Genomic DNA, 25,915 nt, shown 5'->3' on the forward strand with positions numbered 1-25,915 from the left:
TGAATAACAGTTTTGGATTTGGCGGAACTAATTCCAGTTTGATTTCTCGCGACTCGATTGGTGCGTGATAACACAACTTGTGAGTGAAAAAATGTCAGAAAGAAGTACCATCTCTATTGATAGCTTGCGACCACGCAGGCTATCGACTTAAAACTCACCTGATAAAGGCGTTTCCTCATATTGAGTGGATTGATCTGGGTGCCTTTGACGAAAACCGAGTGGACTACCCCGACTATGCATCAATTCTTTGTGAAAGGCTTTTAAATAGGCCTCAGTCAAAGGGGTTTTGATTTGTGGCTCAGGACAGGGGATGTCCATGAGGGGCTAATAAATACCCTCACATCCGGGCGGCTGTCGTTTGGTCTGAGGTCACGGTTAAATTGGCTCGTGAACACAATGATGCGAACGTCATCTGTTTGGGCGCCCGACTGATCGAGCCAGCTCTCGCAGAGACTTACTGCAATTCTTTTGACAACAGCATTTGAGGGCGGACGACACACAGATCGAGTGGAAGAAAATTGGTCAGCCCGTAAAAGTTAAATAAATAAGTAGAAGCAAGGAGAGCCTATGTCTGAATTGAATGAATCAGATCCTCAGATTGCAGCAATTATCGCAGCAGAAATGCATCGTCAGCAAAATGGCCTGGAGATGATTGCAAGTGAGAACTACACATCTCGTGCCGTCATGGAAGCTCAGGCTCTTGCCTGACCAACAAGTACGCCGAAGGCTATCCCGGAAAGCGCTACTATGGAGGCTGTGAAGAGGTCGATAAATCTGAGCAACTGCAATAGATCGAGCCAAACAGCTTTTTGGCTGCGAGCATGCAAATGTTCAGCCTCATTCAGGGTCTCAAGCCAATATGGCTGTTTTTTTTGGCAGCCGCTCAGGCGGGAGATACCATCTTGGGTATGGACCTATCCCACGGGGACACCTCACACACGGCTGTCCTGTCAATTTTAGTGGCTTCCTCTTCAAGGCCACCCATTATGGAGCTCGATTCAAAACAGAGCTTCTTGATTACAACGAAATTCGCGACATCGCAAAAAAATGCCGACCCACTTTGCTTATTGCCGGTTACAGCGCTTACCCAAGAATCTTGATTTTGCTAAGTTCCAGGAAATCGCCAGAGAAGTCGAGCAAAACTCTTAGTTGATATGGCTCATTTCGCTGGATTGGTGGCTGGTGGAGTTCACCCCTCCTATTCCTTATGCTGATTACACGACGACAACAACGCACAAAACACTTCGTGGACCACGTGGCGGAATGATACTTTGTAGTGAGGACAATTCAAAAAGTATCAATAGTAAAATCTTTCCGGGCATTCAAGGAGGTCCTCTTGAGCACGTCATCGCTGCGAGGGCTGTGGCTTTTGGTGAAGCGCTGAAACCTGAATTCCAAGTCTTACTGTGAAAGCGTTATTGAAAACGCAAAGGTTCTCGCGAGACGCTCATGACTAGCGGTTTTAAGCTGGTCACAAATGGAACAGAAAATCATCTGATGCTCATCGACTTGTTCAGCAAAAATGTGACTGGAAAAGATGCGGAAAAGCTACTTGGTCAAGCTGGAATCACTGTCAACAAGAACACGGTCCTAACGAGAAACGTTCACCTTTTTGTTACCAGTGGAATTCAAATTGGAACTCCTGCCTCACGACTCGGGGAATGAAAAAGAAGAGATGAAAGCAATAGGAGGATGGATTGCAGACGTCCTGGACCATCCAACCGACGAATCCTTCACTACAAAAGTCCGAAACCAAATTCTTGAACTGTGTCAGCGATATCCGATATACTGAGCCGGTGTGTAATCCTTTGTTGTTGTCATTTTTAATCCTCCGCTGCTGCTCGTTTCTTGTTCTTCATTTGTGGGTCCAGGGAGTTGACATCAACAGGGTCGACATCAGCTGCCGACGTTGCAGCCCTATGACCTCCTCTTGCCTGAGTTCCAAGCTCCTTATCTCAGGCCCGGACCTCGCAATGGGGCGGCCCCTTTTTAGTGAGACTTTCGTTGGACTGGCCGGTTAATTCCGCCAAACTCACTAAAAATTTCGGCCTCCTTCAAATCTCAGCCACCAAGGAATTGATCTGTCTGGAAGAATGAACACTCCAATACTGGCGGCCCACAGTGGAATTGTGGTGTATGCCGGAGGTGGATTTAAAGGCTATGGCAAATTGATCATTATCGAATTTAATGATGAATGGGCAACGCTTTACGGTCACCTCAACCGCTTTCAAGTTAAAACTGGAGATTGGGTTGCAAAAGGACAAACGATCGGAAAGATGGGACGAACAGGACGAGTTTCGGGCGTTCATTTGCACTTTGAGTTGATCCATCGCAAACAGCCCATAGACCCGCTTTCCCTCCTCCGTTGGCAAGGTGAAGTTGCAGCTCATTTCTCAGATCGAGGCCTTCTCGCAAACAGTTACTAGTATAAACTGGCCCACTTGATTGTTGTGTCCAAACTCCAAGGAAGCCTGACTGAAGCAATCTCAGAAATTCAGGATCTTCAAACATACGTCCGGCAGCAGCGCTCACGTTGTGAGCACTGCACCAAGCCGAACTCGATCCTGAAATCCTGAGACTTGCTTCAGTCAGCTCCCTGTGTCTTTTGGACACAACAGAATCACCGAAGGCTTGCGAGCCAGCTTTTTTTGACCCCCCCCTTGGCCGGCATTCGACTCATGCAAAAATTAATTAATCTGTCGTCGGCGTCCGTCCGACTTTCTGAAAAAGGATTCCAACTTCGGATGGCGATCATGACAAATGACAGTGAAAGCTGCGAGAAGAGGGATCTCGATTTTAATACAGCGGCTGGCTCGCAAGCCTTCGGTGATTCTGTTGTGTCCAAAAGACACAGGGAGCTGACTGGAGCAAGTCTCAGGATTTCAGGATCGAGTTCGGCTTGGTGCAGTGCTCACAATGTGAGCGCTGCTGCCGGACGTATGTTTGAAGATCCTGAATTCCTGAGATTTGCTTCAGTCAAACTTCCTTGGAGTTTGGAACAACAATCAAGTGGGCCAGTTTATACTAGTCAAATGATTGAATGCTTGTGTAGAGTCTACTCACATCAAAGACTAAAGTTATTATAAAATCCTGCATTATTTTTCCTACCAAATATATTTGGAGTACCTTACCTTTCCACCTCCCTCGTTAATTCATCATTTCTTTAGAAGGAGCATCTTCGTGTTTACCCAACTTAGGATTTTTGTTCTTTTGAGCGTATCCTGCCTAACTCTTCTTGGCCATGCCATGGAGAAAATATCTCCGAAATGCAGGACTGAGTTAACAAGATTGAAAGTAGCGAGAGAGCAAAACGACTCTCTCCGGCGGAGGGTTTTTAGATTACCTAACGGGCTTGTGACAATTCTATTTTCTGATCCCAAAGCAAGCAAGTCAGCTGTGGCTCTTGCGGTAGGCACTGGGAGTATGCAGGACCCACAAGGGCGGCCTGGTAGCTTCCATTTTCTGGAGCACATGGTCTTCATCAATTCAAATGAGTATCCCGAAGTAGACGGATACTCGAGATACGTTCAAGGCAATGGGTGGCACCTACAATGGCATGACTGGAATCAATTACACTGTCTATCCTGCTGATATTAAACCAGACAAGTTTCCTGAGGCATTGTCTCGCCTCAGTGCCTTCTTTCGCGATCCCAAATTGTCCGAAGAATACATAGAGAAAGAGCTCAATGCCGTTAATCAAGAATATCAAAACAACAGAAGCAAAGACTCAAGAAGACTCTGGCATATCACGCAAAAGCTAATTGGCAGAGATCATCCCCTCGGACGCGTCTTTCAAGGAAACTCCCAGACCTTGGCTGATGTTCGCATGACTGATCTTCGTGAACTCTTTGATACTCATTATGTGTCTGGTAATTTGAAACTTGTTCTGGCAGGTCCGCAAACATTGGACGAACTGGAGGCTTTGGCGTCTCAGCATTTTGGTCCCTTGCCAAAAAAAAAATTCCAGCAACCTCTCTTTCCTCCTCTCAAACTCAATTCGCCCGGTGTTATTCCGGTCGCACGAGTCAAAAGCCTGACAGACAGAATACTCAGTCTTTCTTTTCGACTCCCTCATGATAGCACTGAAGTTACCTCTTTGAACTCCCAGATCCTAGGAGATGCTATTAAAAAGCTCACGCCCGGAGGCTTGCCCATCATTTGATCCAAGAGGGATTGATAGAGTCGGTATACGCCGTGAATGAGCCCCTCGCGGAGTCCGAAAATCTTTTTGAAATTGAGTTTAAACTTTCTCCAACTGGAGTCAACCAATGGAAAGAGATTGTCGCTAAAACCCAAGGTTTTTTGCTACAGCTCAGCCGCCAAGCCCTACCAGAAGAATTTATCGCAAGTTCGAAAGAGATTGATACTTTTGATTATTTGCACGATCGGAGTGTGCTAAACTTTGGCTTTGCCTATCGGCAAGCAACTCTCGCTCTATCTGTTCCGCCTGAATTCACCTTAGAAACAGGACATATTCCCGTTAATCCTTCGGCTCGAAAGATCCAAGCAAGAGTCAGGCAAATGCTCGACCCGAGCCGCTGGGCCATTGTGATATCAGACCCTGGTTTCACAGGTGATCTCAAATCTGATCACTACGACATCGAATATTCCCTCTCGGATTTACCGATCGACTCTCTGTTGCTGGCTGACGCCAAGCCAACAAATTTTGTCCTTCCGGGAAAAAAAAAACCCTTTTTTTCAAATGATCGAACTCCTCAAGGTGACGACGGCCCCCAGCAATGAATTCAGAGCAGGATCAAACCTCATCTATCGTCCTGAAGATTCGTTCGAGCAGGCTAAGGTGGGCATAAGGATTGAAGTTATCACTCCAGCGCCACAGAATGCGAGAGAAGTTGGGCTGTTGTTTCTGTCGAAAATTCTCGTGTCCGAATCTCTGTCAGCGAATACCCAAATGGCATCGGCAGCAGGTATCAGTGCAGGCTTCACCACTCCTAACCTTGTTCCCATGGCCTCAAATCGAATGGACTTTTCCGCATTTGGGCCTCGGGCATCTCTCCCGCTTGTTCTCAACGAAATGAGTAATGCCGTCAGACAACTGGACGTAACCCCGATTCGATTTTCTGTACGGAAAGAAAGCTATTTACATAAGCTTGAGACTTTTGATCTTCTAGAGGCGAGCGACCAGGCTCGGTTTGAATGGTACTTGCGAGTCTTCTATGGTTTGACCATTGAGCAATTGGCCTCGGCTTTGCGTGAGATTACTTTTGAGGAGGTTGTCGCTAAGACAAGGGAATGGATATGAAAATTCTCACGCAAATGTTTTGGCTCACCGGAGAACTCTTGTTAGAAGAAGCCAGGAACTGGAGTCAGGAGTTTTTGGAATTCCTTGATTGCGGGGAGTTCTTCGGCTGCGCCCGAACTCGTGAAAACTCCTGCTCTTAGAAGAGGTCAAGAAGTGCAGCGCATGACCTCAACTCGACGTGGAGGAGGAGGTGTCGTACGGCTGGAAGCTGAACTCCGGAGGGACTCAAGAAATTGAGAAATGGGCTGCAGCAAAAATATTTATGAGATCTATTGGTCCCGCTTTTTTCAAGGAACTACGGACTGAGCAAGAGTGGGGTTACTCAGTCGGCGCAGCGGACAAGGCCACTTCCCAGGGACTTTCTCTTCTTTTTACGATACAAAGCACAAAAGATCTAAATGCTGTCAAAAACAGCTATGACAAACTGGATAAATGACCACGCCATACAGGATTTTAGTCAAATCTCTACTGGTGAATTCGAGGACTTTCGCAACGCCATGATTTACGACCTAGAACGCCCAAGCTCTTCCTTAGAAGAAAGCATAGGAAGACTGAGCTATTGGTCGGACCTCGATCTGCCCGATACTGTGAGAGGCAGTTTGTTAGCAAGCTTGAAATCGCTGACAAAGGACAGAGTGACCGAACTCATGAGCCAAGTATTGAAAGAAAAAGTCAACGGATGGAGAATTTTCCGAGTTGACCACAAGCTGGATGTGGGATTGGAACAGAGAGGGAGTGCTAAAGCTCCCTAATTGAAATCGGTAAATATTGTGAACTGGCCCACTTGATTGTTGTTCCAAACTCCAAGGGTGCCAGTTCATTTTTTTCAACTTTCTCATTTTGAGACCGTCCAAATATCAATCAAACGACTCGTTTCTAAGCAGAATTCAGGCGCCTCCAATATCAAACTCCATGTTATTTCAATTGGTTACAAGGATAAGTTCCACTCGAAATGGGGAACGATTATTGCGCTATAGAGATATGAGTGGGGTGTGGGCAATGAAGTTCGGTATGGATCAAAGTAAAATTCCCTTTATTGGACCAAGATTTTTGAGCGGTGTTCTCTTAGCGGCTGGCTTTATTTATTTTTCCTACTTTTCTTCATTTGAGGCCATTGGCGCAGAGATTTATTTCTACTCCGAAGGAGTCTGCTACAAGTCCAGTGGTCGGGCCGCTTCAAACCATGAAGCCTGCGGATTTATGTTGAGCAAGGCTGACCGATATGAGTGGGACATTATACAAGATCAATGCAAGAAAATAGACGTCTATGTTTCTAAATTGAATCCCGAATGGGAGCTTCGCAAACCTCGAAAGAAGGAAAAATATTCTTTAACAGATTGTGGATATAGTGTGAGCAAGGATCAAGAAGGATCTTCATATAATTCAGCCAGTGGCTCATGCAATAAAAATATCGTGATCGTCTCTCATTATGGATTAGAAGATCGAATTCTACCCAATCGATCGCCTGCGAACAATCGAGAGTGTGAGCAAAACAAGGACCTTGTAAAACACAAACAAGCTCCAGTTCAGAATTCCTCTGCCCGAAGGCCTTCCTCTTTCAGCCTCATCTAAATTGACAGGACAAACATCTGCTGGATTGAAAAAGTCGTCGCAAATAGACCGCACAGAGTCCTGCTGAGGCGCCGTAGACTCCCCAATTGATCCCAGCACCAAATACACCAACACAAAGTGGGGCAAGCCAAGCAGAAGGGTCAATCGGTGGCTTGTCGATAAGGCATTGTTAATATCAAAGTAGTGGGCCGCAATGACCCAGGCTGCAAAACCCCCACAAAAAGATCCAAGTAGTGTCTTGCGAGGAGAATTGGCAAACCAACCAAAGGCAAAGCAGATAAACCCGCAGAACCACCAAGGAAGAAATATCCCAGTAATCATGACTAAAATAACTAGAAAATAAATCATGTCGCTCCCCTCTTCGGTAAAAAGATAAGAATTTGACGAGAATCCCCTGCGAAATCTTCTGATTTGCGATAAAATTTGAACGACCTCAAATGACCTTCAGACCAAGATTTTACAAAGCGCTGATAATCAGGATCAAATGGATTTCCAGTTACTCCACCAGGAAATGCTCCCAAACCCTTGGGCTGGGGTTCAAAGCTGACAACCATTTTCCAGGTCGGACCATGGTAACCTTTGTTCGAATTGACCGCATATTGGCTGCCACCCATAATAATATTTTCTGTGGCTCCCAAACCAGGAATGCGACTCAAATGATCGATCTTAGTTGGTCTCACTTTGCTCCACTCCCAATTTTGAAAATCACCTCGAACTGATTTCTTAATTCTTCAACTGCATTTTTCAAAGCGAACTGAAGAAGACGAGAAATGTCCTCCTGCTCCAAAGTCAGCAAATTATCAACCCAACGACGATCTGGATGTTGATCGTTAGAGAGAATATTCTCCAGCAGCTTCAATGTTCGATCTCGAGAAGGATAGAGTTTTGCTTTTGAAAAACCAAAATCATCCTCCCAAAGTAGGGTTTCAAAATGTTTCCACCAAAACGAGAAGAGAGAAGATTGGACCGATTCAACACTGTCAAGAAAATCCCACTTCTTGAGTTTTTCATACAATTCTGATCCCAGTTCCGTTTGGACTTTACCCTCTCCGGAAAGAGTTAGCATGAAAGGGAGAGCCATTTTCGCATGAGAATTCATGACGTCATTTTGTAGCTGAATCATATCGAACACATCGAGATGTGTCTTCGACGATAAAAAATCGACAATTCGTTTGCCACGAAATGCTTCTGGGTAACTCCATCCCAGGTAACTGGATCCAGCTCGAGAGACAGGACGCTGATTCGCTGAATGAACAAAGCCTGATGTTGGATTAATTTCTTGAGGGCTTCTTCGGAGGACAGCCAGCCCTGCCAGTTTTCCTTCGAAAACCGTCCGTCGAGAACAAACGTACCCTGGCCATTTTGTCGCTTTGGCAGGCGCCCATTGTGTCTAATACTGATATTATTAGCGTCCGCACAAATAAAATTTTGAGCTGGAGATCTAAAATCGACAAGTGAGCTCAGACATTGCTGAAAGCTCTGAGACCGATTGAGATTCAGGAGTGCCTTCAGTTCGTTGCTCGACTCTTGTGCCACCCATCTCAGTGCCAGTCCAATCCTCCCTCTCTGTGCACCACAGGGCCTAAATGCGTCCAGAGAATATCGATCTTACTTCTTTCTCCCTTCCTCCCTTCGTTGTGATGTATTCAGAACTAATGATTGGATGAACCCATTGGCCGTCGGCCAGATAGTCTTCACTTGTTTCGTCACGAAACTCAATCTCATACCAGTCCATTACATCAGTAGAGGCGTTTGTTGTCGCCCAAGCAATTTTTTTCGTTGTATCCGATAATTATGCCCGGAGCACCAGGTATCGTCACTCCATACACGGAAATACCAGGCGAACTTAGCTGCATTTCATACCAAATTGACGGCAGGCTATAAGATAAATGCGTATCATTGGCAAGCAAGGTATATCCAGATTTGGTCTTGGATCCATTGACTGCCCAGTTGTTGCTGCCGTTACCTGGAATCGGTTGAAACGAATCTGGAAAAGTTTTGAGAGAAGTCACAAATACTTTTTCCTTTGGCCCAGAAGGATGAAGAATGTTTTTCGTTCTCACCTTTGCAAAAGGAATCTCTAAAGAGAGATGCTCTGGAAATAGATTTTCGACACTTTCATGTCCATATTTTTGCAAATATCTCGTCAAAACCAAATCGTCACTGTACCCCGAAAGACGAAAAGCCATGAGCTTCAACAAGGCCGATATTTGCCGTGATGTCCACAGTCGAGGCCTTGTCCTCGTCAGAAAATATTCGATGGGATAATCATCCTCCGCAAGAGAGTTAATGTAAGCATTCACTCCTTCCACGTAGGATTTGGATGGTTGGCGAGTGATTGTATCACTGTTCAATTCCTTTTCAGCAGCGGCGATTGCCTGTCTCATCCCCAGCTTAACAAAATACTCGTCTATGGCTTTGGCTTTCTCACCTATCAACTCGGATAAGGATCCGTCAGCGACCCGTGACTGAAAATCCATCTGCCAGAGGCGATCTTTTGCTGTTATGTACCCTTGAACCCAATAGAGGTCTTCATCGCTTTGAGCCAATATATGAGGAATCCCAGCCGTATCATAGACCACTTGCACTTCGTTTCGAAGAGCGGCATCTCGAATAGATAACGTTTTAAACCTCTGACTTTCTCCTCGCCAGATCCCTTGAAAAGGGGAGAATCTTCGCATCAAAGGTGGAATTGGCCCCATGCCGAAGTGGCCAATAACAGTCAATCCAAGCACCAAAATAAAATAAAACTTGCCCAAGCCCCTGCTTTGAGTCGCACCGAACTACCCCCAATAAAAATCGAAATGCCTTCATTTATCTATTTAGAAGGAATCCCCTTACCCTGAGCTAGGATGTCTTCCAGCTTTTTAAGCTCGGATTTAACGTCCTCAGGCATGGATGCTGAGCTTGGAAATCTCCATTCAAGATAGGTCCGGTATTCTCCCAAACAGCGAGGTGCCCAGGTAGATCGCGGTGCTAACCGAACGCACTCCTTGAGATACAAATCTCCAAGGAGTGCAAAAGAAGACTGACTAAGAATTCTTTCGGTTTTCCCGAGATAAAATAAAGTTTCAGCTTTTTCATCAGAATTTTTGCCTTGAGGAAGTCCTCGTAAAGGAGTCCCGAAGATCTCAATAGATTCACAAGAAAGGGCTGGGAATCCGAAGGGCCGCGGTAACCCTCCATCTCGGAGAGCACTTTTAGAGCAAAGGAAGTTCGTTTTTTTCGATTCCAGTCGGCGCTTCTGTCTGACTTTTCCTGCTTCTCCCATTCTGCAAAAGACTTCTGCCACATCTCGACTTCGCGTCGCATACCGACTGGCAATTTTTTATTCTTCAGATCTTCACCGAAATTGACAACTGCGAGAGAAGGATTTCTCCAAACCCTTGCGAAAACCAAAAGTTTTCGAAGGTAAACACCACGGATATCTTGAGAGACGAGGACGGTACGGGGAAATGAGCGAAGAAGATGATCATAAATATTCATGCTATATTCATAGCGTCGCGTAATAAAATAAAAGTCTGCAGTGATGAGGGCATTGGTTGCATCTTGAGCCTTAATATCCTGCTTCCAATCCAATTGAGGATCTCCAGCTTGAGGCATCCGAGTGTGGCAGCTAAAACAAAATTCTGTCGACTGACGCACTCCATGGTAAGCTCTCTCGATTTCTCCTATGTCGAACAAGTTTCGCGTATCCGTCAAGTGTTGCAGGAACAGTCCAACCGTGGCAGCTTGATCTTCTCCATTAAAACCGGGACTATCTTTAATCTTTGTCAATCGAGACAGAAATATGTCTAAGGCAGACCTAACCTGCTCCTGATTTTCTTTGGATTTAAACGTGTCCAAGGATTTTATGATCGGTCGTATCTCAATGATCTTTTTATAGAAGTCATGCATGACGGACCGGAGATCCTGATCAGCAGTGATGTTTTTCTCCTCGTCCTTTGATGAAGTGAATTTATCACTTTTGCCTGGAGGAGGACTCTGACCTGCATCCTTGGCCAGCGTATTCGTGAAACAAAGCACAATGCTCAGAAGGATAAAAAGCAATTTTGACCTCATACAGCTAGTTTCTGATGATGTGTGAGATAGTCCTCTATATTCATAATCCGAAAATCATCTTCTGGGTCTGACAACAATTGACATAGAACATAAAGAGCATCAGTTCTTGTAAAAATACCGCGAACTCCTCCCTTTAATCCTTTCACGAGCACACAACCATATTTATTTTTTGCCATCTCATTGACCACTTCCTTCAGAGTAGATCCGGAAGAGACAACATAGGGACTATCGCTCATGGCCTCTCGAACGCTGAATTTGTTGGTTCCCTTAATGGAAATTGATCGGTAAATATCCCTTTCGCTGAGAACGCCCACGATTTCATCTCCAACGACCACCGGCAGGTGTCTCATGCCCCAGCCACGCATGATTTCATGAGCATCAACAATTCCGACGTCTGGCGAAACAGTTACAGGGTGTGCCACCATTGAATCACCTATTTGATGAGTGCGTTTCATTGTTTGCCTCCATTGTTTTTGAAGAATTCAAGCGGTGAAAAAAACCTGGCCTCGCTATCTCAATAGCAAATATAATCTGACGAATGGAGTGAATCCGTCAACTATTTTGATCCAGCCATAGATACGGCAAATGCGACGGCCAGTTGAGAAAATTTTGTGGCATAGTCCTCTTTCATCGGACTGTCTGCCAAGTCATTTGCCGTGTGGATTCGATCAATACTCGCTTCGACATCGTCTTCAGCCGGCATGAACGAAGGATATCCATATTTGGTCCAACTGGCATGATCACTGCATGCGTAGCCGCAGGTCATGCTGTTCACAGTGAGGCCAAGATAATTTTTGGCTAAATCAGAGGCCAGCTTTGTCAATGCGGAACTTGTGAAATCATTTATAAAAAGAATATTTGGTTTTCCTCGTGAAGAATACATGGCCATATCAATCTGCATGACACCCAATACACTTTTACTTGCATTCGCATAGGAGCGAGCGATTTCTTGACTTCCAACTAAACCCACTTCTTCGGCCGCGTAAGTATAAAATGCTATGGTCGCATCTGGATAGTAATTTCCATCCATCATTATTCTAAAGGCCTCAAGCAGTGAGGCAACTCCCGAAGCGTTGTCATCAGCGCCTGGCGCTATTGCCTCAGGATTATTTCTACTTCCCTGTCCATTTATTGAGTCTTGGTGTCCTCCTAACACAACGAATTTGCTTTTGTTGGCACCGGTCCCTCCGATCAATACTTCTACTGATTTCTGAGGGGTATTCTGATGACTCACTAATGTGACTTTCACGTCGGCCCGTCCGGCCGCCAGTTTTTGAAACTCTTGCTGGATCCATGCTGAGACGGCATTGTTGTTCGCAGAGAGGTGGTATCTCGTTGGCCACAATGAATTATCACTCATCTTAACCACCCAATTGCGGATGTTTTGCGGATTGGCTCTCGGCAAAAGCTCCTTAATAATTCGATCCTTTATTTCATCTGGTGACGGAGGAATTGGATCAACTGGAGGACCTCCTTGATTGCAATCGTTCGTCGCAAGCTTGGCTCTGACTTGAGCAACAGGACTGGAATCGTCGTCTTTTAATACGGCAAAAAATCCAGGACACCTGATGCGTTGGGTAGATTCGGACAACATGTGGGCTTCGTGAATCAGCTTGTCTAACTCATCTGGTGATACGAGTTTCGTCTGATTGCATGAAGCGCTAACCAATTTTGGTTCATAGACTTTTCCGCAATTATTGAACCACATCAAGGAGACTGTCAGTAACCCCAGAACTCCGTGTCGCCATCTTTTTCCGAGGATATTTCTCATATTCTTAATAACTACTTTCAAAAATTGCCTCTTTTATTTACTGCAGCTCATGCTCCTTATCGACAGAAAATGGACTCAAGTTGAGACTCTTGTTGAAATGGTAATTTAAATTTTAGATTCAATTTGCCTCAGTATTGATTCAGAATGAGACGTTTGATCGAAGAATTAATTTACAGTGTTAGCTATCTGACATGCCATTCAGTCTATACGAGCTTAGGGAATTTGTTTGCTGGCAGGAATATTGCTGCCAGCGTAAGGTGTAAGATTCCCCTCCAATTTGGAGTAATAGCCTATGACTGTACGTGCATTTAATAATATTGTGCTTTGGTCCATCGTTGGACTCACTTTAACTTTTGGTTTCAACAACTGCGCGGAGCAGCGATTCAGCACAGACAGATCTTCTGTCGTAGCCTTGCTCAATCAGAGTGGCGGCATTCTCATTAATCGTGGTGATGAATTTACTCAGTCTAAGGCCGTTTGGCTTGATATCGCAGCGGATGGGGCATCAGAGATGTACATTACAAATGACCCAACCTGCTCATCGGGCGGAGATTGGGAGAATTTGAAACCACTCATGCCTTGGGATTTAGAGAAGGAGAATAGTTTAACTTCAGTCTACGTGAAGTTCAAGACACGTGCAGGAGTTGAATCAGAGTGCCTCAGTGACGGTATTGTGCACGACAATGTAGGTCCTTCTGTTGCCTTTTCTCGGGCTCCGGAATCCATTACGTCCAGTCGACAAGCACAATTCAGTATTTTGGCCAAAGATTCTCTCTCAGGACTATCTGAAATTGAGTGTGCCGGAATCGACAGTCTCGATTTTCAGCCTTGCTCTTCTCTCGTTTCAAAGGCTATCCCGCAGGAAAATTCATATGTATTTAGTGTCAGAGCGAAAGACAGAGCCGGAAATATATCTGAAACGGCAAATCACTCTTGGCTCGTCGATTGGACTCCACCCATCGTCACTTTAAATGAGACGCCTCCTGTGGTTACCGGAAGCGACAGGGCAAAGTTCACTCTTTCTGCGACAGACAATCTCGCTGGCGTGAAGGATATTGTGTGCTTCCAGCCCGTTACGAATCAAGAAGTTAGCTGTAAAAATGGCGCTTTTGAGTTATCCGCTTTAACTGATGGAAATTACACAACAAGAATGAAGGCGATAGATAAGGCTGGAAATGCATCTGACTGGAAAGAATACAAATGGCGCGTGGACCTAACGGCCCCCTCAATAACTCTGGTTTCAACTCCAAATCCTTTTGACAATCGTCTGTCGGCTAAATTTGAATTTGAGGGGAAAGACGGTAACGATCCGGTCACGGCATTTAAGTGTCGAATCGATAGTGGCTCCTTTCAAGCTTGCAGTTCGGGGTCTAATTATCCAGTTTCGGCGGGCTCTCGTAAATTCGAAGTTGTTGCCGTAGATGGAGTGGGAAACACCTCTGTGCCGGCCGCTTATTCTTGGCTCGTTGACAATCAAGTTCCAACTGTCACCTGGATTAGCACTCCTGGGCAATATTCAACGGATCAGAACCCAAAACTTGTTCTCAGCGCCTCTGACACAGGTGGTTCGGGCATTGATAAAGTCATTTGCAAACTGAATGGTGCCCCGATCGAATGCTCTAACAACACAATCGCACCAGCAAATCTGGCTGAAAATAGATACCAGGTTTCGGTGACTGCTACAGACAAGGCCGGAAATTCATCAAGCCCATTGGCACATCTTTGGAATGTTGACCGAACAGCACCCACCATCCGATTTACAAAAACTCCTGCTTCTCTGACTCAATTGACCAATGATAGTTTCGAATTTTTAGGACAGGATTCGGTTAGCCCCATTGCCTCCTATCAGTGTCGATTGGACGGAAGCATTTTTGCGACCTGCAGCAGTCCAAGTCAATTTTCCGACTTGGCACAAGGTTCTCACGGTTTTGAGGTGCGGGCCATCGATGCGGCTGGGAATACGTCAACTTCACTCCCCTATTCCTGGACGGTAGACTCCGTTGGTCCAAACATCGTCATTCTTGAACGTCCTGTTGATCACGTCTATGGCATTGAAGATAAAATTAAGTATCAGATAGCAGACCCATACTCTCAGGTGGTTAGCGTTCAATGTGGATTGGCTGGGGCTCTCACCGCTTGTAACACTCAAAACGCGATCAATCTCGGGGTATTGAATGGCGGAAACTACACCTATGTTGTGACGGCTAATGATCAACTTGGCAATTCAACCACTGTTGAAATTAAGTGGAAGGTGCAGGTAAATTTGGATCCCCGAACTCAACAATTTTCAATCGGTAGTACCAATACTGCTCTAGATGTTCTTTTTGTCGTCGACAACTCCGGATCAATGATTGAGGAACAGGCAGAAATTAAGAATCGAATCAGTGGGTTTATATCAAAACTTCAAGGAATTGATTGGCAAATAGCTGTGACAAGCACGGACCCAAATCAATATATTCCGATAACCACCGGATACGGTTACAGCTATGAGCCCTGGGGTGACGGACAATTCAGGCCATTCTCAAATGGAAATGAAATCCTCACTCCTCAAGCTGCAAACCCTGATCTTTTACTGGGAAACAGCATCTATATGGGTACAGACGGAAGTGGGAACGAGAGAGGCATAAATGCCACTTACAGGGTTGTCCAGAGGGCAAAGTCTTTCTCCCTTTCCTCTCAAGCCAAATTACTTAGGAGCGGAGCCGCCTTCGCAGCGGTGCTGATTTCAGACGAAGACGAGTGCAGCGACGGATGCAGTGCAAATGTCGTTTCTTCATCTCCGCAAGGACTCATAAATCTTGTCAAAACCGAATTGGCACCCGATAAGAGATTTGCTTTCCATTCGATTGTTTGGCGTCCTGGCACGGCCTGTCCGACCGGTTACAATCAAGGACACACTTATAAGCAATTGACCACTCTCACTGGTGGGATCTTGGGTGACGTTTGTGCTTCAAGCTACGCCAATCAATTGAGCGATATCGGCACTTCTGTGCGCAATTTGGTAAAGAGTGTTCAGTTAAATTGCGCCCCCTTTGACGGCGATTTCAACGGTCAAGTGGACCTTGCCATGTACTATATCATGCCCAATCAGACAAAAGTTCTGATGACAATGGCAACCCACCCCCACGCTCTCAACGACAAGTTGGTCACTTTCACCAACCCGCTGCCTGAAGGTTCCTATGAGTTCAACTACAACTGCTTGAAGTAACCTAAGTGCACACAAGTAAGTGGTTGAGGTGGATATTTGAAAATGGTGGTCTCTACTGGACTCGAACCAGTGACCTCTCCCATGTCAAGGGAACGCGCTACCAACTGCGCTAAGAGACCCCAGTAGGTTTGTAAGATAGGACAATGTCTAGGTCAAGTTCAACCAACAAGAGTCTGGGAGAAAGATAAACCCCGCAGCACGCCCTAAATTTAAATGGTGTTCTTTAGAGCCATCAAAGCCCTATGAAAGCTTCGGCTCCAATCCTCAAAAACTCCTGATATCTCTGCGCTGACACCCTGATACAAAAGAGAATCCATTGGCTGATGAGAAACACCGCAGGAACGAATGTGTCTGAAATCATCAAGGTTATTTGCTACATTGATGGCAAGACCGTGGGAGCTCACCCCCTTCTCAATCGAGAGACCAAAAAAACCGATTTTGCCGCGCTCGGTGTACACTCCTGGCTCCTTCGCCCCTGAAATGGTCGATACTCCTCTTTGATTAAGAACCTGGTGAGTCGCAGATTCTATGGCCCCCACCAACTCGCGAGTGCCGATTCCCCACTCGCGGACAGGAAGAATAGGATAAATCACCAGCTGACCCGGAGCATGAAGAGTGGCCTGCCCGCCGCGCCGAATTCTCTCAAGTTCAATCCCGCACTGTGCCAGATACTCCTCAGAGGTACAGAGGTCCTTTCTCGCATTGCCACGAATTCCAAGAGTGACGATTGAATTGTGTTCGAGTCCAAGAACCATCGCCTGACGCGGATCCTTGCGCACGCTTTGGCCTGTATTTTTCTGAATTTCAAGTCCCTCTCGGTAGGGAACTTTCCCTAACCATTTGGACGTAAACGAGTATTGCTCTGAATCCATTGCTGGCTTTTAATTAAATTGGGCCAACTAGTAAAGCTCTACTCTATCATTTTCGCGAAAACCCGAGCCAGAATGGACAATCGCAATCGTTCCATCGTTTCCAAAGTAGCTGGTTACCTCAATAGTTCCCTTCATTCTGCCGGGAGCCGTCCCAATAAACTTACCCGTTTCGGGATCAAAAACCTCTTCGACCTCTTCTGTTACCTTTAGAATGTCGCCTATCTGTAATCCCGACAGTCTTCCCGCGTTCAAATAGATTCTCTCACCAGAAACCATGGCCACTTTTCCTTCCCAATTTAGCTTCTCCACGGCCTTGATAATCGGTCCAAGCGAGCCGTAAAAGGCCTTGGTGACCCCATCCCTTACGAGATTAGGGTCTTCTTCAAGATATCGATCTGCATCGGAATACTGCGCGATTTGGGTTGTCTCGGATTCTACCATGGCCTGCCTCACTTCATTGAGGATTTCCTTCCCATTCTTCGTGCTATTAACCCGAATTCTTACGGCCGTCTCAACGCGCGCCCGAATTCGGCGAAAAAGGCCCATTTTGTCCCCAAGTTTTCGAATGCGAATATCCATGATTTTACCTTCAAGAACAGCCATGACTCCCAGATTTGCAGCGATCCTCGATATTTTTTCCAGATCGTATTCTTTCTCGGCCGTCATCATTTTACTGACCTCTTGAGGAAAATCGCTATTCTTGACGATGACGAATTGACGGGTTCGGAGGAGCTCCTGAACGACCGCTGCTCTGGCCGACTCATGGACTTTGCTTGATCGGTCCGGTTTTTCATCTATAAAAGGAAGGACCATGATGCGTTTTCGAGGTTCCTCATCCATCCCTCTCGCATTAAATGGGACATCACGAACTTGCTGACCCGCAACTTGTGGCACAGGATCAGGAAGGGCACATCCTGAATAAAAAAGGAAACTGAAGATGATCAAAAATCCAAGACGCTTGTATTTCATTCTTGATATCTTAGCATTGACCGATTGATTCAAAGAACGGTCCTGAAGTCCAGTTCATTGCTAAAAAAATATTCATCACACTTCATCGATCCGCACAGACAGCTTCAAAAAACCTTGTAAGTCTTGCCCGCTCCACTGCCAATCTCACCCTGTTTCAATTTCAATCTCCTGGTACTGACCGATTTTTCTTGCGGTTAGATTCTGTGTAAAAGATAAGGGGCTTATTAACTTTGTGGGGGAGTTCAATGGTTAATTCTTTATATCAAAATCTTATGTTGCCTTTGTTCTTAGCTTTACCAGTTTTGATCTCGTCTTGTGCCAGCGCACCGAGAATTGAGGGGGGAAAGCGAAGCTGCTTCGATCTTCCTCTCGTTGTCAAGTGGAGCGCTCCTGAACTCAAAGTAGATGAAGACGAAATACTAAGACCTCTTAAGGGCTACAGGCTTTATCTTAAGCCTTCAGAAAGCAAATCATATTCAGAATATATAAGCCTGGGAAATGTCACTCAGTATAAAATAGATCACCTAAAGAAAGGTATGTCTTATGATCTCAAAGTTGCTGCCTACAACGAAAACGGAGAGGGCAAGCCCTCTCGATCAGTGAATCGAAAAATTTGCCAGTGAGAATTAAAGAAAATAATAGAAAAGAACTTCACGTAGGAGATCCCATGAGGCTAAATGGTTCAGTTTTTGTATTCGTATCTTCGATGTTAATCCCACTTGCTCTCTGTTTCAAAACTGCTCAAGCGCGATCTGTCATTCTCGCGTGGACCCCTGTTCCCCAGACGCATCAGGACAATACCCCGATTGCAGAGACAATTCATTACAGAGTCTATATGGGACCCACATCAAGAAATTACACTGTGAAGGAAAATGCCAACTTGATCCAAATGATAAATGGAGAGGTTGTCCACGAACGAATTGTACCATTTGCAGATGACGCCAACGTATTTATGGCCGTTACGGCCTACTACACAAAGACTCAGCCTCCACCAGCTGAGGTCGAGAGTGGATATTCAAATGAAGTCACCCAAATGGGAAAAATCAAATTACGTCCTCCAGGTGTCCCCGAAATTATTGGTGCCACCGATGGGGATCAGAGTGGAACGATGGAAGTCGCTCAAAGCGAAGCGGACTATGGGTATTTCAGTTCAGTTGAACAGAAACTCGAATTGGATTTTGACGAAACGGGCCGTCCCATCGTTCCTGAAACAATTCGCAAGTATCTCGAAGAGAGATTCCCAAAATTGCTGACTGGAGAATTAATTTTGGAGTTTGACCTGGTTGAGAGTGGGCAACTTTATTGACCTTATCATCAATAGATTCGGTCGCCTTCGCCTTGCAATGATCTTACTTTTTTTGATCACTTCAGGGGTTTTCTTGTGGGAAGCTGGGCGTGATGAAAGAGATATTGTTCCCTCTCCCAAGGATCCACCCCTCGCTGGCATTCATCTTGCTGGTGCGATTGACAGGGAATTCAAGAACGAAGACCCTGCTTTTGGATCGCCGCTAAATCACTTGTCCGTAGGGAAACAGAAACTTGTCAAGGCGATCCCCAAATCATTGAGAGAATCCGTTGGGCTCAGCTCCCTTGACGATGTCAGCGGGAATACAGATGACAAGGTAGCAGCCAGTGAGAGTCAAAATCAGCCTCCCACAGCGATCGCAGGCTCCGATTATGTGATCACAAAGCCCACGCACAAATTAATTCTGGACGGACGCAACAGCTTTGACGTAGATGGAGACGAACTCGACTTCGCTTGGTTCCTCGTCAACAGCCCTCAAGGAGCAACCGCTGCTATCACCGAACCAAATTCACCGATCAGCTCGTTCACTGCCAGTCTAGATGGAACTTATTGGTTTTCTCTCATTGTTAGTGATGGTCAACTGAAAAGCTCTCCCTCTGTGATAAAAGTAACTCTTCAGAAAAAAAATATCACACCAATCGCTGTCATCAGCGGGCCAGCACGAGGAATTCCAAATAAGGAGCTCATTTTTAGCGGTGAAAAAAGCTTTGATCCTGAGCACAGTCCGCTCAATTATTCTTGGAAGATAGACGAGTCACCATCGAAAAACTCAGTAAATGAAATTCAAAATTCAGCGCCACAGGCTAAATTTACTCCCGATGTTCCTGGGACGTACGTAATAAGTCTTGTTGTGGACAATGGAAGTGCCTCAAGCCCCCCTCATCAGCATCGATTTGAAGTCGGGCCTCATTTAAATGGTTCTGTTGACTTGATCTTAGATCCCGACCAGCTCGTCAAAGTGGGAGAGGAGAAAACCTTGACTGCAAAAATTGCAGGTAAGGCCGGAGACACGACATATCAAATTTCTTGGCAGCTGATCTCTTCCCCAACATCAAGTTCTGTTGAAAAACGCCATACCGGAAATTCCATGATCTTTAAAGCGGATCTTCCTGGCCATTACCTCTACCGGGCATTTCTCAAGTGGAACGACGAAATAATTGCTCATAAAACCATTCATATCTCCGCAATTCCGAATATGAAAAACCTATCAAAAGAAACGACTTCTGAGTCTGAAAATCGACCTGTTCTGAACGATCACGTTTATGCCTATGCCGGTCCAGATATTTCTAAGTGTCTGTCCTCAAATGAGGTCAAAATTCAATCAAAGAATAGCTACAGCACCTTTAAAGGAGAACTCGAATACAGCTGGGAAATAGAGAAAAATCCCAAAAAAAGCGATCGCGCCTATATTCTTCACGGTGATACTCCCAATGCCGTCTTGGTCCCAGATAGAGCTGGCGAATACACAGTCCAGCTGCAGGTGAGAGATCGAGCCAGCTCCTCCGTCGCTACCGACAATGTGAACCTTAGCATTCTTCTAGATACAATGAACTTTGAATTAAATCCATTTGAGTGGCCTCCTCACATCGAAAAGGCGAGTTTGCGGGAGTGGTTTGGTGTTCGCGTTATTTACGGGTCCCAACTCCCACTGACAAAAAGAGTTCAGATGAAAGGCGAAGACGATAAGCTACTTTTGTCATTTTCAAAGCGAATAGGAGATCCGGGGGTTCGATTGGCCTTTCAAGATATTCCAATTGAGGGCAATCAGCTGATATTGTCGTCGAATTACAAGGTCTCTCTATCCGGCCCCTTTGAGATTGATAGACCCTATTATTTGACTTACGCCTACTGGCACAAACTTTTAGGAACTCCAACAGAGGAAACCGACAATCCCCTTTTTCAGTTCAAAAAACGCAGAATTGATGGTCTTGAGTGTTTTGAAATCACAAAAAAATAATTCACGAGGGAAACCTCACTCCGGCCGGCGTCCCTTCAATCATGTTCTCATCATTACGCAGCCCGATGTATCGCCCTGCAAACAGTGGCGCTCTTTGGCCTTCGGTCAACAGCCGCGCCCACGAAGTCACTTGGTAGACTGGCACCTGTTAAGTCCACGCAACGACTTCTGAGAGTGCCACGCGCTACATTGTCCTCAATTTCAATGCAGTCTTCTGAATCAATATATTGATATCTCGGATGAGGATTGTTGTTGACATACACTTCTATCTTTCCTGTGCTGCACTCCCCTGCAGGAAAATATACAAGTTGAATAGGATTGAGATTTTCTGGCATTCCGGTCGCATTAAAAACAACAGAGATAGCTCCTATTGCCGCAGTGAGGGTATTGGCGCCCTGCTGTGCAGACAAAGTCCATCGACTAAGGGCAGCTTCTCCATTGTTATCTGTCAAAGCAGGAGAAGTCGCGACGCTCCCCCCTGCGCTCGGAATAAACGATATTGAAAGGCCACTGATGGGATTGTCAAAGGCATCCAGCACATTCACTCTCGGAGGAATTAAAACACTGCGTCCTACAGTTGTTGATTGGCTATTTCCAGCCACAATATTCATTTTAGCGGGAGGTCCCGGAACAAATGTCACATTGACTTGAAATTCGCTGGGATAAATGGAATGCAAGGCCCGTGTGCCTGCTCTCGTGCTGGCTATTCGACAAACGGATTCCCCAATGGCATTGGACTGAGCGCAGGGGTTGATGATGACGAAAGTACCATCCTCAAGCAGTCTTGGAGTTACCCCACGAACGGGAAGAGCTCTGGAATTGATAATCTTAATCGTAACGAGGACTTGATCAACTCCGTCCGCAACGGCTTGACTTGCTGATATACTTCCAACGACCGAAGTCCCATCGTCGGTGGACGAAACATCGATCACACGTTTTGATTTAAAATCACTTCCGCATCCATAGGCCAGCAGAACCACAAAAATCGTCCCGATTTGAAACTTCATCGCAAATCTCCCCGCCCACAGCTTCTGAAAATGTCTTGTGTCCCCACAGTCTTTATTTTGCAAAATCGACACCCAGACAAGCCCTGGAATGATCAAACAATCGCTTTCATTTCAAATAGTTAGAGATGGTCCTAACTGGGTCACGACAAAAGTCTGGCTAGGCTTTTGTCAATTGGGCTTTTGTCAATATAGAAAAGATAGTCAATTTAACGAAGTAAATTCTAAAAAGGACGCGTTTTGCTTCGAGTCAATTCAATTCGTCTGAACGTCGATTTCCAAACTATCAGAGGTTATCTTTGAAACACTGATTCGAAAAGGCTTGAGTCCCTGCTTTTCAAGAATGGAACCGATTTGCCTAATTCCGCTTGAGGCATCCACTTCAAAGATCACTCGATTAGTTTCAAAAAATCTTTCTTTGAGAGATCTAATGTCCCGCACTTGTTCGAGCATCGCCTTCTTGAGTTCGCTCATCTGAAGGTAATTGAGTCGGCCATTCACCGTTAAGCGAAGTAGATTTGCTCCAAAGGTCCCCCTCTTCCAAGCATCAAAAATTTGTATTGAAAGATCCTGGGTCACAGTATCAAGGACTTCATTTGCCTTTCGCTGGACAGATGTCTGAAAGGGGCCTGGATCCGTTTCGTAGGTTCGAACCACCTCTCCCACGATCCGTCCATTTCCGGAATGAATGGCAACTATTTTAACGTCAATCTGGTAGGCATCGGGTTTCGCTCGCGCCTTTCCGTAGCGAATATAGCCCTTGGTGACTATCTGAGCCTCAAAAAATTCTCCCACAAACAAATAATCTTCTGTTCGTGGATTTTCAGAAAAAAATGTGGAGGGCATCATATTGCGATATCCCCTGCCCAAAGGAAACAAGCAAAAAAAACCGCGTTCCCTAAAAGATGATCTCATTTTGTTTAAAAATTCCAGGTTTTGATTTAAAATAAAACTCGCATCAGCTCCAGCTCCAGCCTCAGAAACCCACCAGGAATAGGTTTGTCCATTGACCCGATCCTGAAAACTGACCATTGGCAAGATTTGGGGAAACCCCTCCATCTTGTAAAGCAAGCCCTCCTCCAAAAGCAGAGCCTGAAGATTTCGAAGTGAGACTTTGAGCGTGACGTTCATGGTATAGCCATTGCCAACTTTTACAGGCGGCGTGGATTTCATCGATAGAATGTATTTTCCAGAATTCTTTAGAATCTTACCCCTGATGAGGGCCCTATTGTGATCATACTTTTGTTGTCCAATGATATCCAAAATATATTTTACGGACGAATCGTGTATCACTGAATCAAAAATGGCCTGCCTTGCCACAGCTGGATTCGTCGCTGCCGAAGAGCCCTCAACAGTTAATTCCAGGATCTCTTCGGCCTGAATAGGGACTGCGACCCATAGACTGCCAATGCTGGTAAAAAGAAGGAATAGGAAGATTCTTATGTGCATCATTCGGTTATTACCCGGATTTAACCTTGTTGTGATTTCTATTCTTGGTGCTACTTTACTGAAAATAAACTATTGTTGCATGAAAGTTTTAACTATCATGCATTATGTTACAAAAAACAATGCGGTATTGCAGTGAAATGGTCAGTGAATGACAGTGGATGTTTCAAAGCGAACAGTTCCAGATCTGGCCCCAATGCCAATTTCAATTGCATCAAAACTGGGCTCATAAATCATCACATTGAAAACCCAAATAGGCTCATGGGGGTCTGCTTCAGCATAGAATAAGGGGCCTCGATTTGACTTAATTTCAAATTTTTTCTTGCTAGCAAAGTGCCTCTCGACCTCATTCCGTGCCTGCTCGACAGAAAACTGACATTCACCGAGTCATCGGTTCGCACGGGTCGTAAATTCAAGTTGATCATAAAGATTGCTCCATCTCGCTGACTCACTCCTGCTTTAAAATATCCCAAATACACTGGCATGCCTAGAAACTGCTGTTCAAGATAGACTGATTTTGTTGGATCTGTTAGGCCACGTTCCCAATCTTTCTCGACGAAAGAAGTCGCCTGAACGGGTAGCCCGACGATCCCCGCCACTTCGACAGCCACGTCGAGAGGCTTTCTATTCATTCTGTCTCCTGAAACACGAAACACATTGCCGAACTGATCCTTGGTAAAATTCCAATCACCTGGAAATTTCTCCTTAAACAAGGATTCAAAGTCATCGTTCGCGGCCGCAACATTGCGACCGGGAGCCTGAAGAGGATCGTCTTTTTCACGAGAATTCATCTTTGTCTTTCCGGAAGTAGAGCTGGAACTCAAATCGCTGTCGCTTTTCTTGTCGGATGGATTGTTTGAACCATCCAGTTTATTGGCAGAATTTGATCCTTCCTGAGAATCAGCTTTGTCTCCCATTTCTTCAGAACTTTTTCCTTGGTTTCGCTGAATGAAAAGGATACTGAGACCAAGCAAAAGGGCTGCTATCACAAGGATGCCAATCTTCTTTGATGTCATTATATTTTTCCTCTTCTCATCTTCTCTTGCTGAAAATTCTCTCATTCAAGGATTGATTAAAGACCTATCGCGGTATATTCTGCGTTGATTTTAGTTGCAAATTTACCATTAAACATCTCTCCATCTAGGTCTTTCATGGCAGTTTTCAAAGTCGCAAAGGTGTCGCTGGCTGAAACGTATTTTTGGTGCTCGTAAAAAACTTGATAGCGTCTTTATAGGCTGTAGAACTTTCCTTCCGAGCTGCCTCAATTAGCCCATACCAAATAGTTGAATAAATGCTGCCCATGGCGTGGACCTCACCTGGCATCTGAAAACTCGCGCAATCATCATAAAATGATTGGGCTTTCAGATTCTGAATCTTTATGTCTTTCATTGAACGGGGATTATCACAGTGGCCCAGCCCCTCCATTGAGTTTATGATATCTTCACCAAGTACCGTTGTGTCGAACATCAAATAGGAGTATACATCTGCAATGCCTTCATGGACGGCAAATAGACTACCTTGCACTGTCTTTGAGCAAATATTTCTGTCACCATTTCCGCATTTTTTATCATTAGAAGAAAGGGCTATCGGCAGATTGGCTCCGTATTCCAAATTTGCATGCCCATATTCGTGGGCCGCAATGTCAGCAGATAAAGCGAGCGGAGCATGGACATCAAAATTGTTAACCTTGCCTCTGGGCAAAGAGACCCCAAAGACCATGGCATTCACATCTCGACCCGTCCAGGCTGCGTTGATGAAAAGACTGTATGGACCATTTGTTTCATATTGAGCGTAATAGAAATGAGGAGCTGCAATTACCTTTTTGTTTTTCGCGAACGCAGCTGCGCCATATTGAGATTCAATTCGATAAACAAAGTGATTGAGCCAATAATAGATGTTGTAATCAACAAGGTTTAGCATGGGAAGTCCCTTTGTACTGAACTTGAACCTACCATTGGTCGGTACCGTCTTAGCAAATTCAAACACACTGTCGCTGTTGCCATAAACCACTTCATCGAACTCAAAGTTGCCATTGTCGAGGCCCGAAGTCGGCGTCTTAACGGCATAAGTCAAATAGGTGCTTTGGTCATTTACCCCGACAGGATTAGGCTTTGGCGTGGCCGTACCACCGATTTCACCAGAATTCACAACGATGGGGGGATTCAAAACTTTTCCGGCTTGAAAGAGCGGATTCTTAAAGAAAACACATCCATTGTAGTCGGAAGTTGTATCCGACATACAATTTGGATCTTGCCTGCCAATACCAAAATCAACAGGTTTTCCGCCACCAATAGGTGGACCATCAGGTCCAAGCGAATTCTGAAACGCCTTATTTGGTTTAAATCCACTTTTCCCACAGTTCAGGTAAAGAAACGGAAATCCAAATCCAAATAGAATCAGGGCCGAAAACTTAAAAATGGATTTTAGACTGAATGCCGATTTTAATCGTGGAATCAATTTCATTTTCTTCGCTTCCAAAACGTCT

At 45.2% G+C, this 25,915-nt stretch carries 29 protein-coding genes, 1 tRNA gene and 1 pseudogene; 16 read left to right on the top strand and 15 right to left on the bottom strand.

The window, feature by feature from the left end; all coding sequences use genetic code 11:
* Positions 1–116 precede the first annotated feature (116 nt).
* The 12 genes and pseudogenes from IPL83_00005 (at position 117) to IPL83_00060 (ending at position 6,835) form a co-directional block, all read left to right on the top strand.
* Complete coding sequence (locus IPL83_00005; protein MBK9037547.1) at positions 117–290, top strand: RpiB/LacA/LacB family sugar-phosphate isomerase; 174 nt, start codon at positions 117–119, stop codon at positions 288–290.
* Between the two features lie 51 nt (positions 291–341).
* Positions 342–485, top strand: coding sequence for an RpiB/LacA/LacB family sugar-phosphate isomerase (locus tag IPL83_00010; protein MBK9037548.1), 144 nt, complete (start codon positions 342–344; stop codon positions 483–485).
* A gap of 82 nt (positions 486–567) precedes the next feature.
* Positions 568–1,665: pseudogene (locus tag IPL83_00015) on the top strand (serine hydroxymethyltransferase).
* A gap of 428 nt (positions 1,666–2,093) precedes the next feature.
* Positions 2,094–2,426, top strand: a complete 333-nt coding sequence (locus IPL83_00020; GenBank protein ID MBK9037549.1) for a M23 family metallopeptidase — start codon at positions 2,094–2,096, stop codon at positions 2,424–2,426.
* A gap of 327 nt (positions 2,427–2,753) precedes the next feature.
* Positions 2,754–3,086, top strand: a complete 333-nt coding sequence (locus IPL83_00025; protein MBK9037550.1) for a hypothetical protein — start codon at positions 2,754–2,756, stop codon at positions 3,084–3,086.
* Positions 3,087–3,180: 94 nt separating this feature from the next.
* The gene (locus IPL83_00030) at positions 3,181–3,591 is read left to right on the top strand and encodes an insulinase family protein (GenBank protein MBK9037551.1); all 411 of its coding nucleotides are present in this window, start codon (positions 3,181–3,183) and stop codon (positions 3,589–3,591) included.
* Positions 3,557–4,162: an insulinase family protein gene (locus tag IPL83_00035; protein ID MBK9037552.1), complete on the top strand. Its 606-nt coding sequence runs from the start codon at positions 3,557–3,559 to the stop codon at positions 4,160–4,162. Before IPL83_00030 ends, IPL83_00035 begins: the two co-directional genes overlap by 35 nt.
* A gap of 11 nt (positions 4,163–4,173) precedes the next feature.
* Positions 4,174–4,743 (top strand): hypothetical protein, encoded by a 570-nt coding sequence (locus IPL83_00040; GenBank protein MBK9037553.1) that lies wholly within the window; start codon positions 4,174–4,176, stop codon positions 4,741–4,743.
* Positions 4,721–5,263, top strand: a complete 543-nt coding sequence (locus tag IPL83_00045; protein MBK9037554.1) for a hypothetical protein — start codon at positions 4,721–4,723, stop codon at positions 5,261–5,263. Before IPL83_00040 ends, IPL83_00045 begins: the two co-directional genes overlap by 23 nt.
* A 190-nt stretch (positions 5,264–5,453) precedes the next feature.
* Positions 5,454–5,699, top strand: coding sequence for a hypothetical protein (locus tag IPL83_00050; protein MBK9037555.1), 246 nt, complete (start codon positions 5,454–5,456; stop codon positions 5,697–5,699).
* On the top strand, positions 5,662–6,015 hold the full coding sequence (locus tag IPL83_00055; protein ID MBK9037556.1) for a hypothetical protein: 354 nt from the start codon (positions 5,662–5,664) through the stop codon (positions 6,013–6,015). The genes IPL83_00050 and IPL83_00055 overlap by 38 nt, the downstream gene beginning before the upstream one ends.
* 247 nt (positions 6,016–6,262) lie before the next feature.
* Positions 6,263–6,835 (top strand): hypothetical protein, encoded by a 573-nt coding sequence (locus IPL83_00060; protein ID MBK9037557.1) that lies wholly within the window; start codon positions 6,263–6,265, stop codon positions 6,833–6,835.
* A gap of 344 nt (positions 6,836–7,179) precedes the next feature.
* Here the strand turns inward: IPL83_00060 and IPL83_00065 are convergent, their stop codons facing one another.
* The 8 genes from IPL83_00065 to IPL83_00100 all read right to left on the bottom strand — a co-directional run bounded on the left by IPL83_00065 (position 7,180) and on the right by IPL83_00100 (position 12,689).
* The gene (locus tag IPL83_00065) at positions 7,180–7,515 is read right to left on the bottom strand and encodes a penicillin acylase family protein (GenBank protein ID MBK9037558.1); all 336 of its coding nucleotides are present in this window, start codon (positions 7,513–7,515) and stop codon (positions 7,180–7,182) included.
* Positions 7,512–7,958, bottom strand: coding sequence for a penicillin acylase family protein (locus IPL83_00070; GenBank protein ID MBK9037559.1), 447 nt, complete (start codon positions 7,956–7,958; stop codon positions 7,512–7,514). The genes IPL83_00065 and IPL83_00070 overlap by 4 nt, the downstream gene beginning before the upstream one ends.
* A complete protein-coding gene (locus IPL83_00075; GenBank protein MBK9037560.1) occupies positions 7,955–8,371 on the bottom strand; it encodes a penicillin acylase family protein in 417 nt (138 codons plus the stop codon). The genes IPL83_00070 and IPL83_00075 overlap by 4 nt, the downstream gene beginning before the upstream one ends.
* A 46-nt stretch (positions 8,372–8,417) precedes the next feature.
* Entirely contained in the window at positions 8,418–8,570 is a 153-nt protein-coding gene (locus IPL83_00080; GenBank protein MBK9037561.1) for a hypothetical protein, read from the bottom strand.
* Positions 8,571–8,574: 4 nt separating this feature from the next.
* Positions 8,575–9,594 (bottom strand): penicillin acylase family protein, encoded by a 1,020-nt coding sequence (locus IPL83_00085; protein ID MBK9037562.1) that lies wholly within the window; start codon positions 9,592–9,594, stop codon positions 8,575–8,577.
* Between the two features lie 217 nt (positions 9,595–9,811).
* A complete protein-coding gene (locus IPL83_00090) occupies positions 9,812–10,885 on the bottom strand; it encodes a hypothetical protein (protein ID MBK9037563.1) in 1,074 nt (357 codons plus the stop codon).
* Between the two features lie 8 nt (positions 10,886–10,893).
* Positions 10,894–11,322, bottom strand: a complete 429-nt coding sequence (locus IPL83_00095) for a CBS domain-containing protein (protein ID MBK9037564.1) — start codon at positions 11,320–11,322, stop codon at positions 10,894–10,896.
* Positions 11,323–11,453: 131 nt separating this feature from the next.
* Entirely contained in the window at positions 11,454–12,689 is a 1,236-nt protein-coding gene (locus IPL83_00100; protein MBK9037565.1) for a M20/M25/M40 family metallo-hydrolase, read from the bottom strand.
* A gap of 271 nt (positions 12,690–12,960) precedes the next feature.
* Between IPL83_00100 and IPL83_00105 the strand changes: the two genes are divergently transcribed.
* Positions 12,961–15,876, top strand: a complete 2,916-nt coding sequence (locus tag IPL83_00105; protein MBK9037566.1) for an Ig-like domain repeat protein — start codon at positions 12,961–12,963, stop codon at positions 15,874–15,876.
* A 43-nt stretch (positions 15,877–15,919) separates the two neighbouring features.
* Here the strand turns inward: IPL83_00105 and IPL83_00110 are convergent.
* From IPL83_00110 to IPL83_00120, 3 genes are all read right to left on the bottom strand, one after another.
* Positions 15,920–15,995: transfer RNA gene (locus IPL83_00110), tRNA-Val, on the bottom strand.
* A 90-nt stretch (positions 15,996–16,085) separates the two neighbouring features.
* Positions 16,086–16,748, bottom strand: coding sequence for a lipoyl(octanoyl) transferase LipB (gene lipB / locus IPL83_00115; protein MBK9037567.1), 663 nt, complete (start codon positions 16,746–16,748; stop codon positions 16,086–16,088).
* Positions 16,749–16,775: 27 nt separating this feature from the next.
* The gene (locus IPL83_00120) at positions 16,776–17,717 is read right to left on the bottom strand and encodes a hypothetical protein (GenBank protein ID MBK9037568.1); all 942 of its coding nucleotides are present in this window, start codon (positions 17,715–17,717) and stop codon (positions 16,776–16,778) included.
* Positions 17,718–17,962: 245 nt separating this feature from the next.
* On the opposite strand from IPL83_00120, the gene IPL83_00125 reads away from it, so the two are divergent.
* Genes IPL83_00125 through IPL83_00135 form a run of 3 tightly spaced genes read left to right on the top strand, consistent with a single transcriptional unit; the run spans position 17,963 to position 20,980 of the window.
* The gene (locus IPL83_00125; protein MBK9037569.1) at positions 17,963–18,340 is read left to right on the top strand and encodes a fibronectin type III domain-containing protein; all 378 of its coding nucleotides are present in this window, start codon (positions 17,963–17,965) and stop codon (positions 18,338–18,340) included.
* Positions 18,341–18,384: 44 nt separating this feature from the next.
* Complete coding sequence (locus IPL83_00130) at positions 18,385–19,023, top strand: hypothetical protein (GenBank protein ID MBK9037570.1); 639 nt, start codon at positions 18,385–18,387, stop codon at positions 19,021–19,023.
* Positions 18,992–20,980, top strand: coding sequence for a hypothetical protein (locus IPL83_00135; GenBank protein ID MBK9037571.1), 1,989 nt, complete (start codon positions 18,992–18,994; stop codon positions 20,978–20,980). Before IPL83_00130 ends, IPL83_00135 begins: the two co-directional genes overlap by 32 nt.
* A 53-nt stretch (positions 20,981–21,033) precedes the next feature.
* On the opposite strand, the gene IPL83_00140 is transcribed toward IPL83_00135, so the two are convergent.
* From IPL83_00140 to IPL83_00155, 4 genes are all read right to left on the bottom strand, one after another.
* On the bottom strand, positions 21,034–21,987 hold the full coding sequence (locus IPL83_00140; protein MBK9037572.1) for a hypothetical protein: 954 nt from the start codon (positions 21,985–21,987) through the stop codon (positions 21,034–21,036).
* A gap of 252 nt (positions 21,988–22,239) precedes the next feature.
* Positions 22,240–23,436, bottom strand: coding sequence for a hypothetical protein (locus tag IPL83_00145; protein MBK9037573.1), 1,197 nt, complete (start codon positions 23,434–23,436; stop codon positions 22,240–22,242).
* Positions 23,437–23,666: 230 nt separating this feature from the next.
* On the bottom strand, positions 23,667–24,446 hold the full coding sequence (locus tag IPL83_00150; GenBank protein ID MBK9037574.1) for a hypothetical protein: 780 nt from the start codon (positions 24,444–24,446) through the stop codon (positions 23,667–23,669).
* Between the two features lie 145 nt (positions 24,447–24,591).
* Positions 24,592–25,908, bottom strand: coding sequence for a hypothetical protein (locus IPL83_00155; GenBank protein MBK9037575.1), 1,317 nt, complete (start codon positions 25,906–25,908; stop codon positions 24,592–24,594).
* Between the last annotated feature and the right edge of the window lie 7 nt (positions 25,909–25,915).

This window comes from Bdellovibrionales bacterium (assembly GCA_016716765.1).
GTDB lineage: Bacteria > Bdellovibrionota > Bdellovibrionia > Bdellovibrionales > UBA1609 > JADJVA01.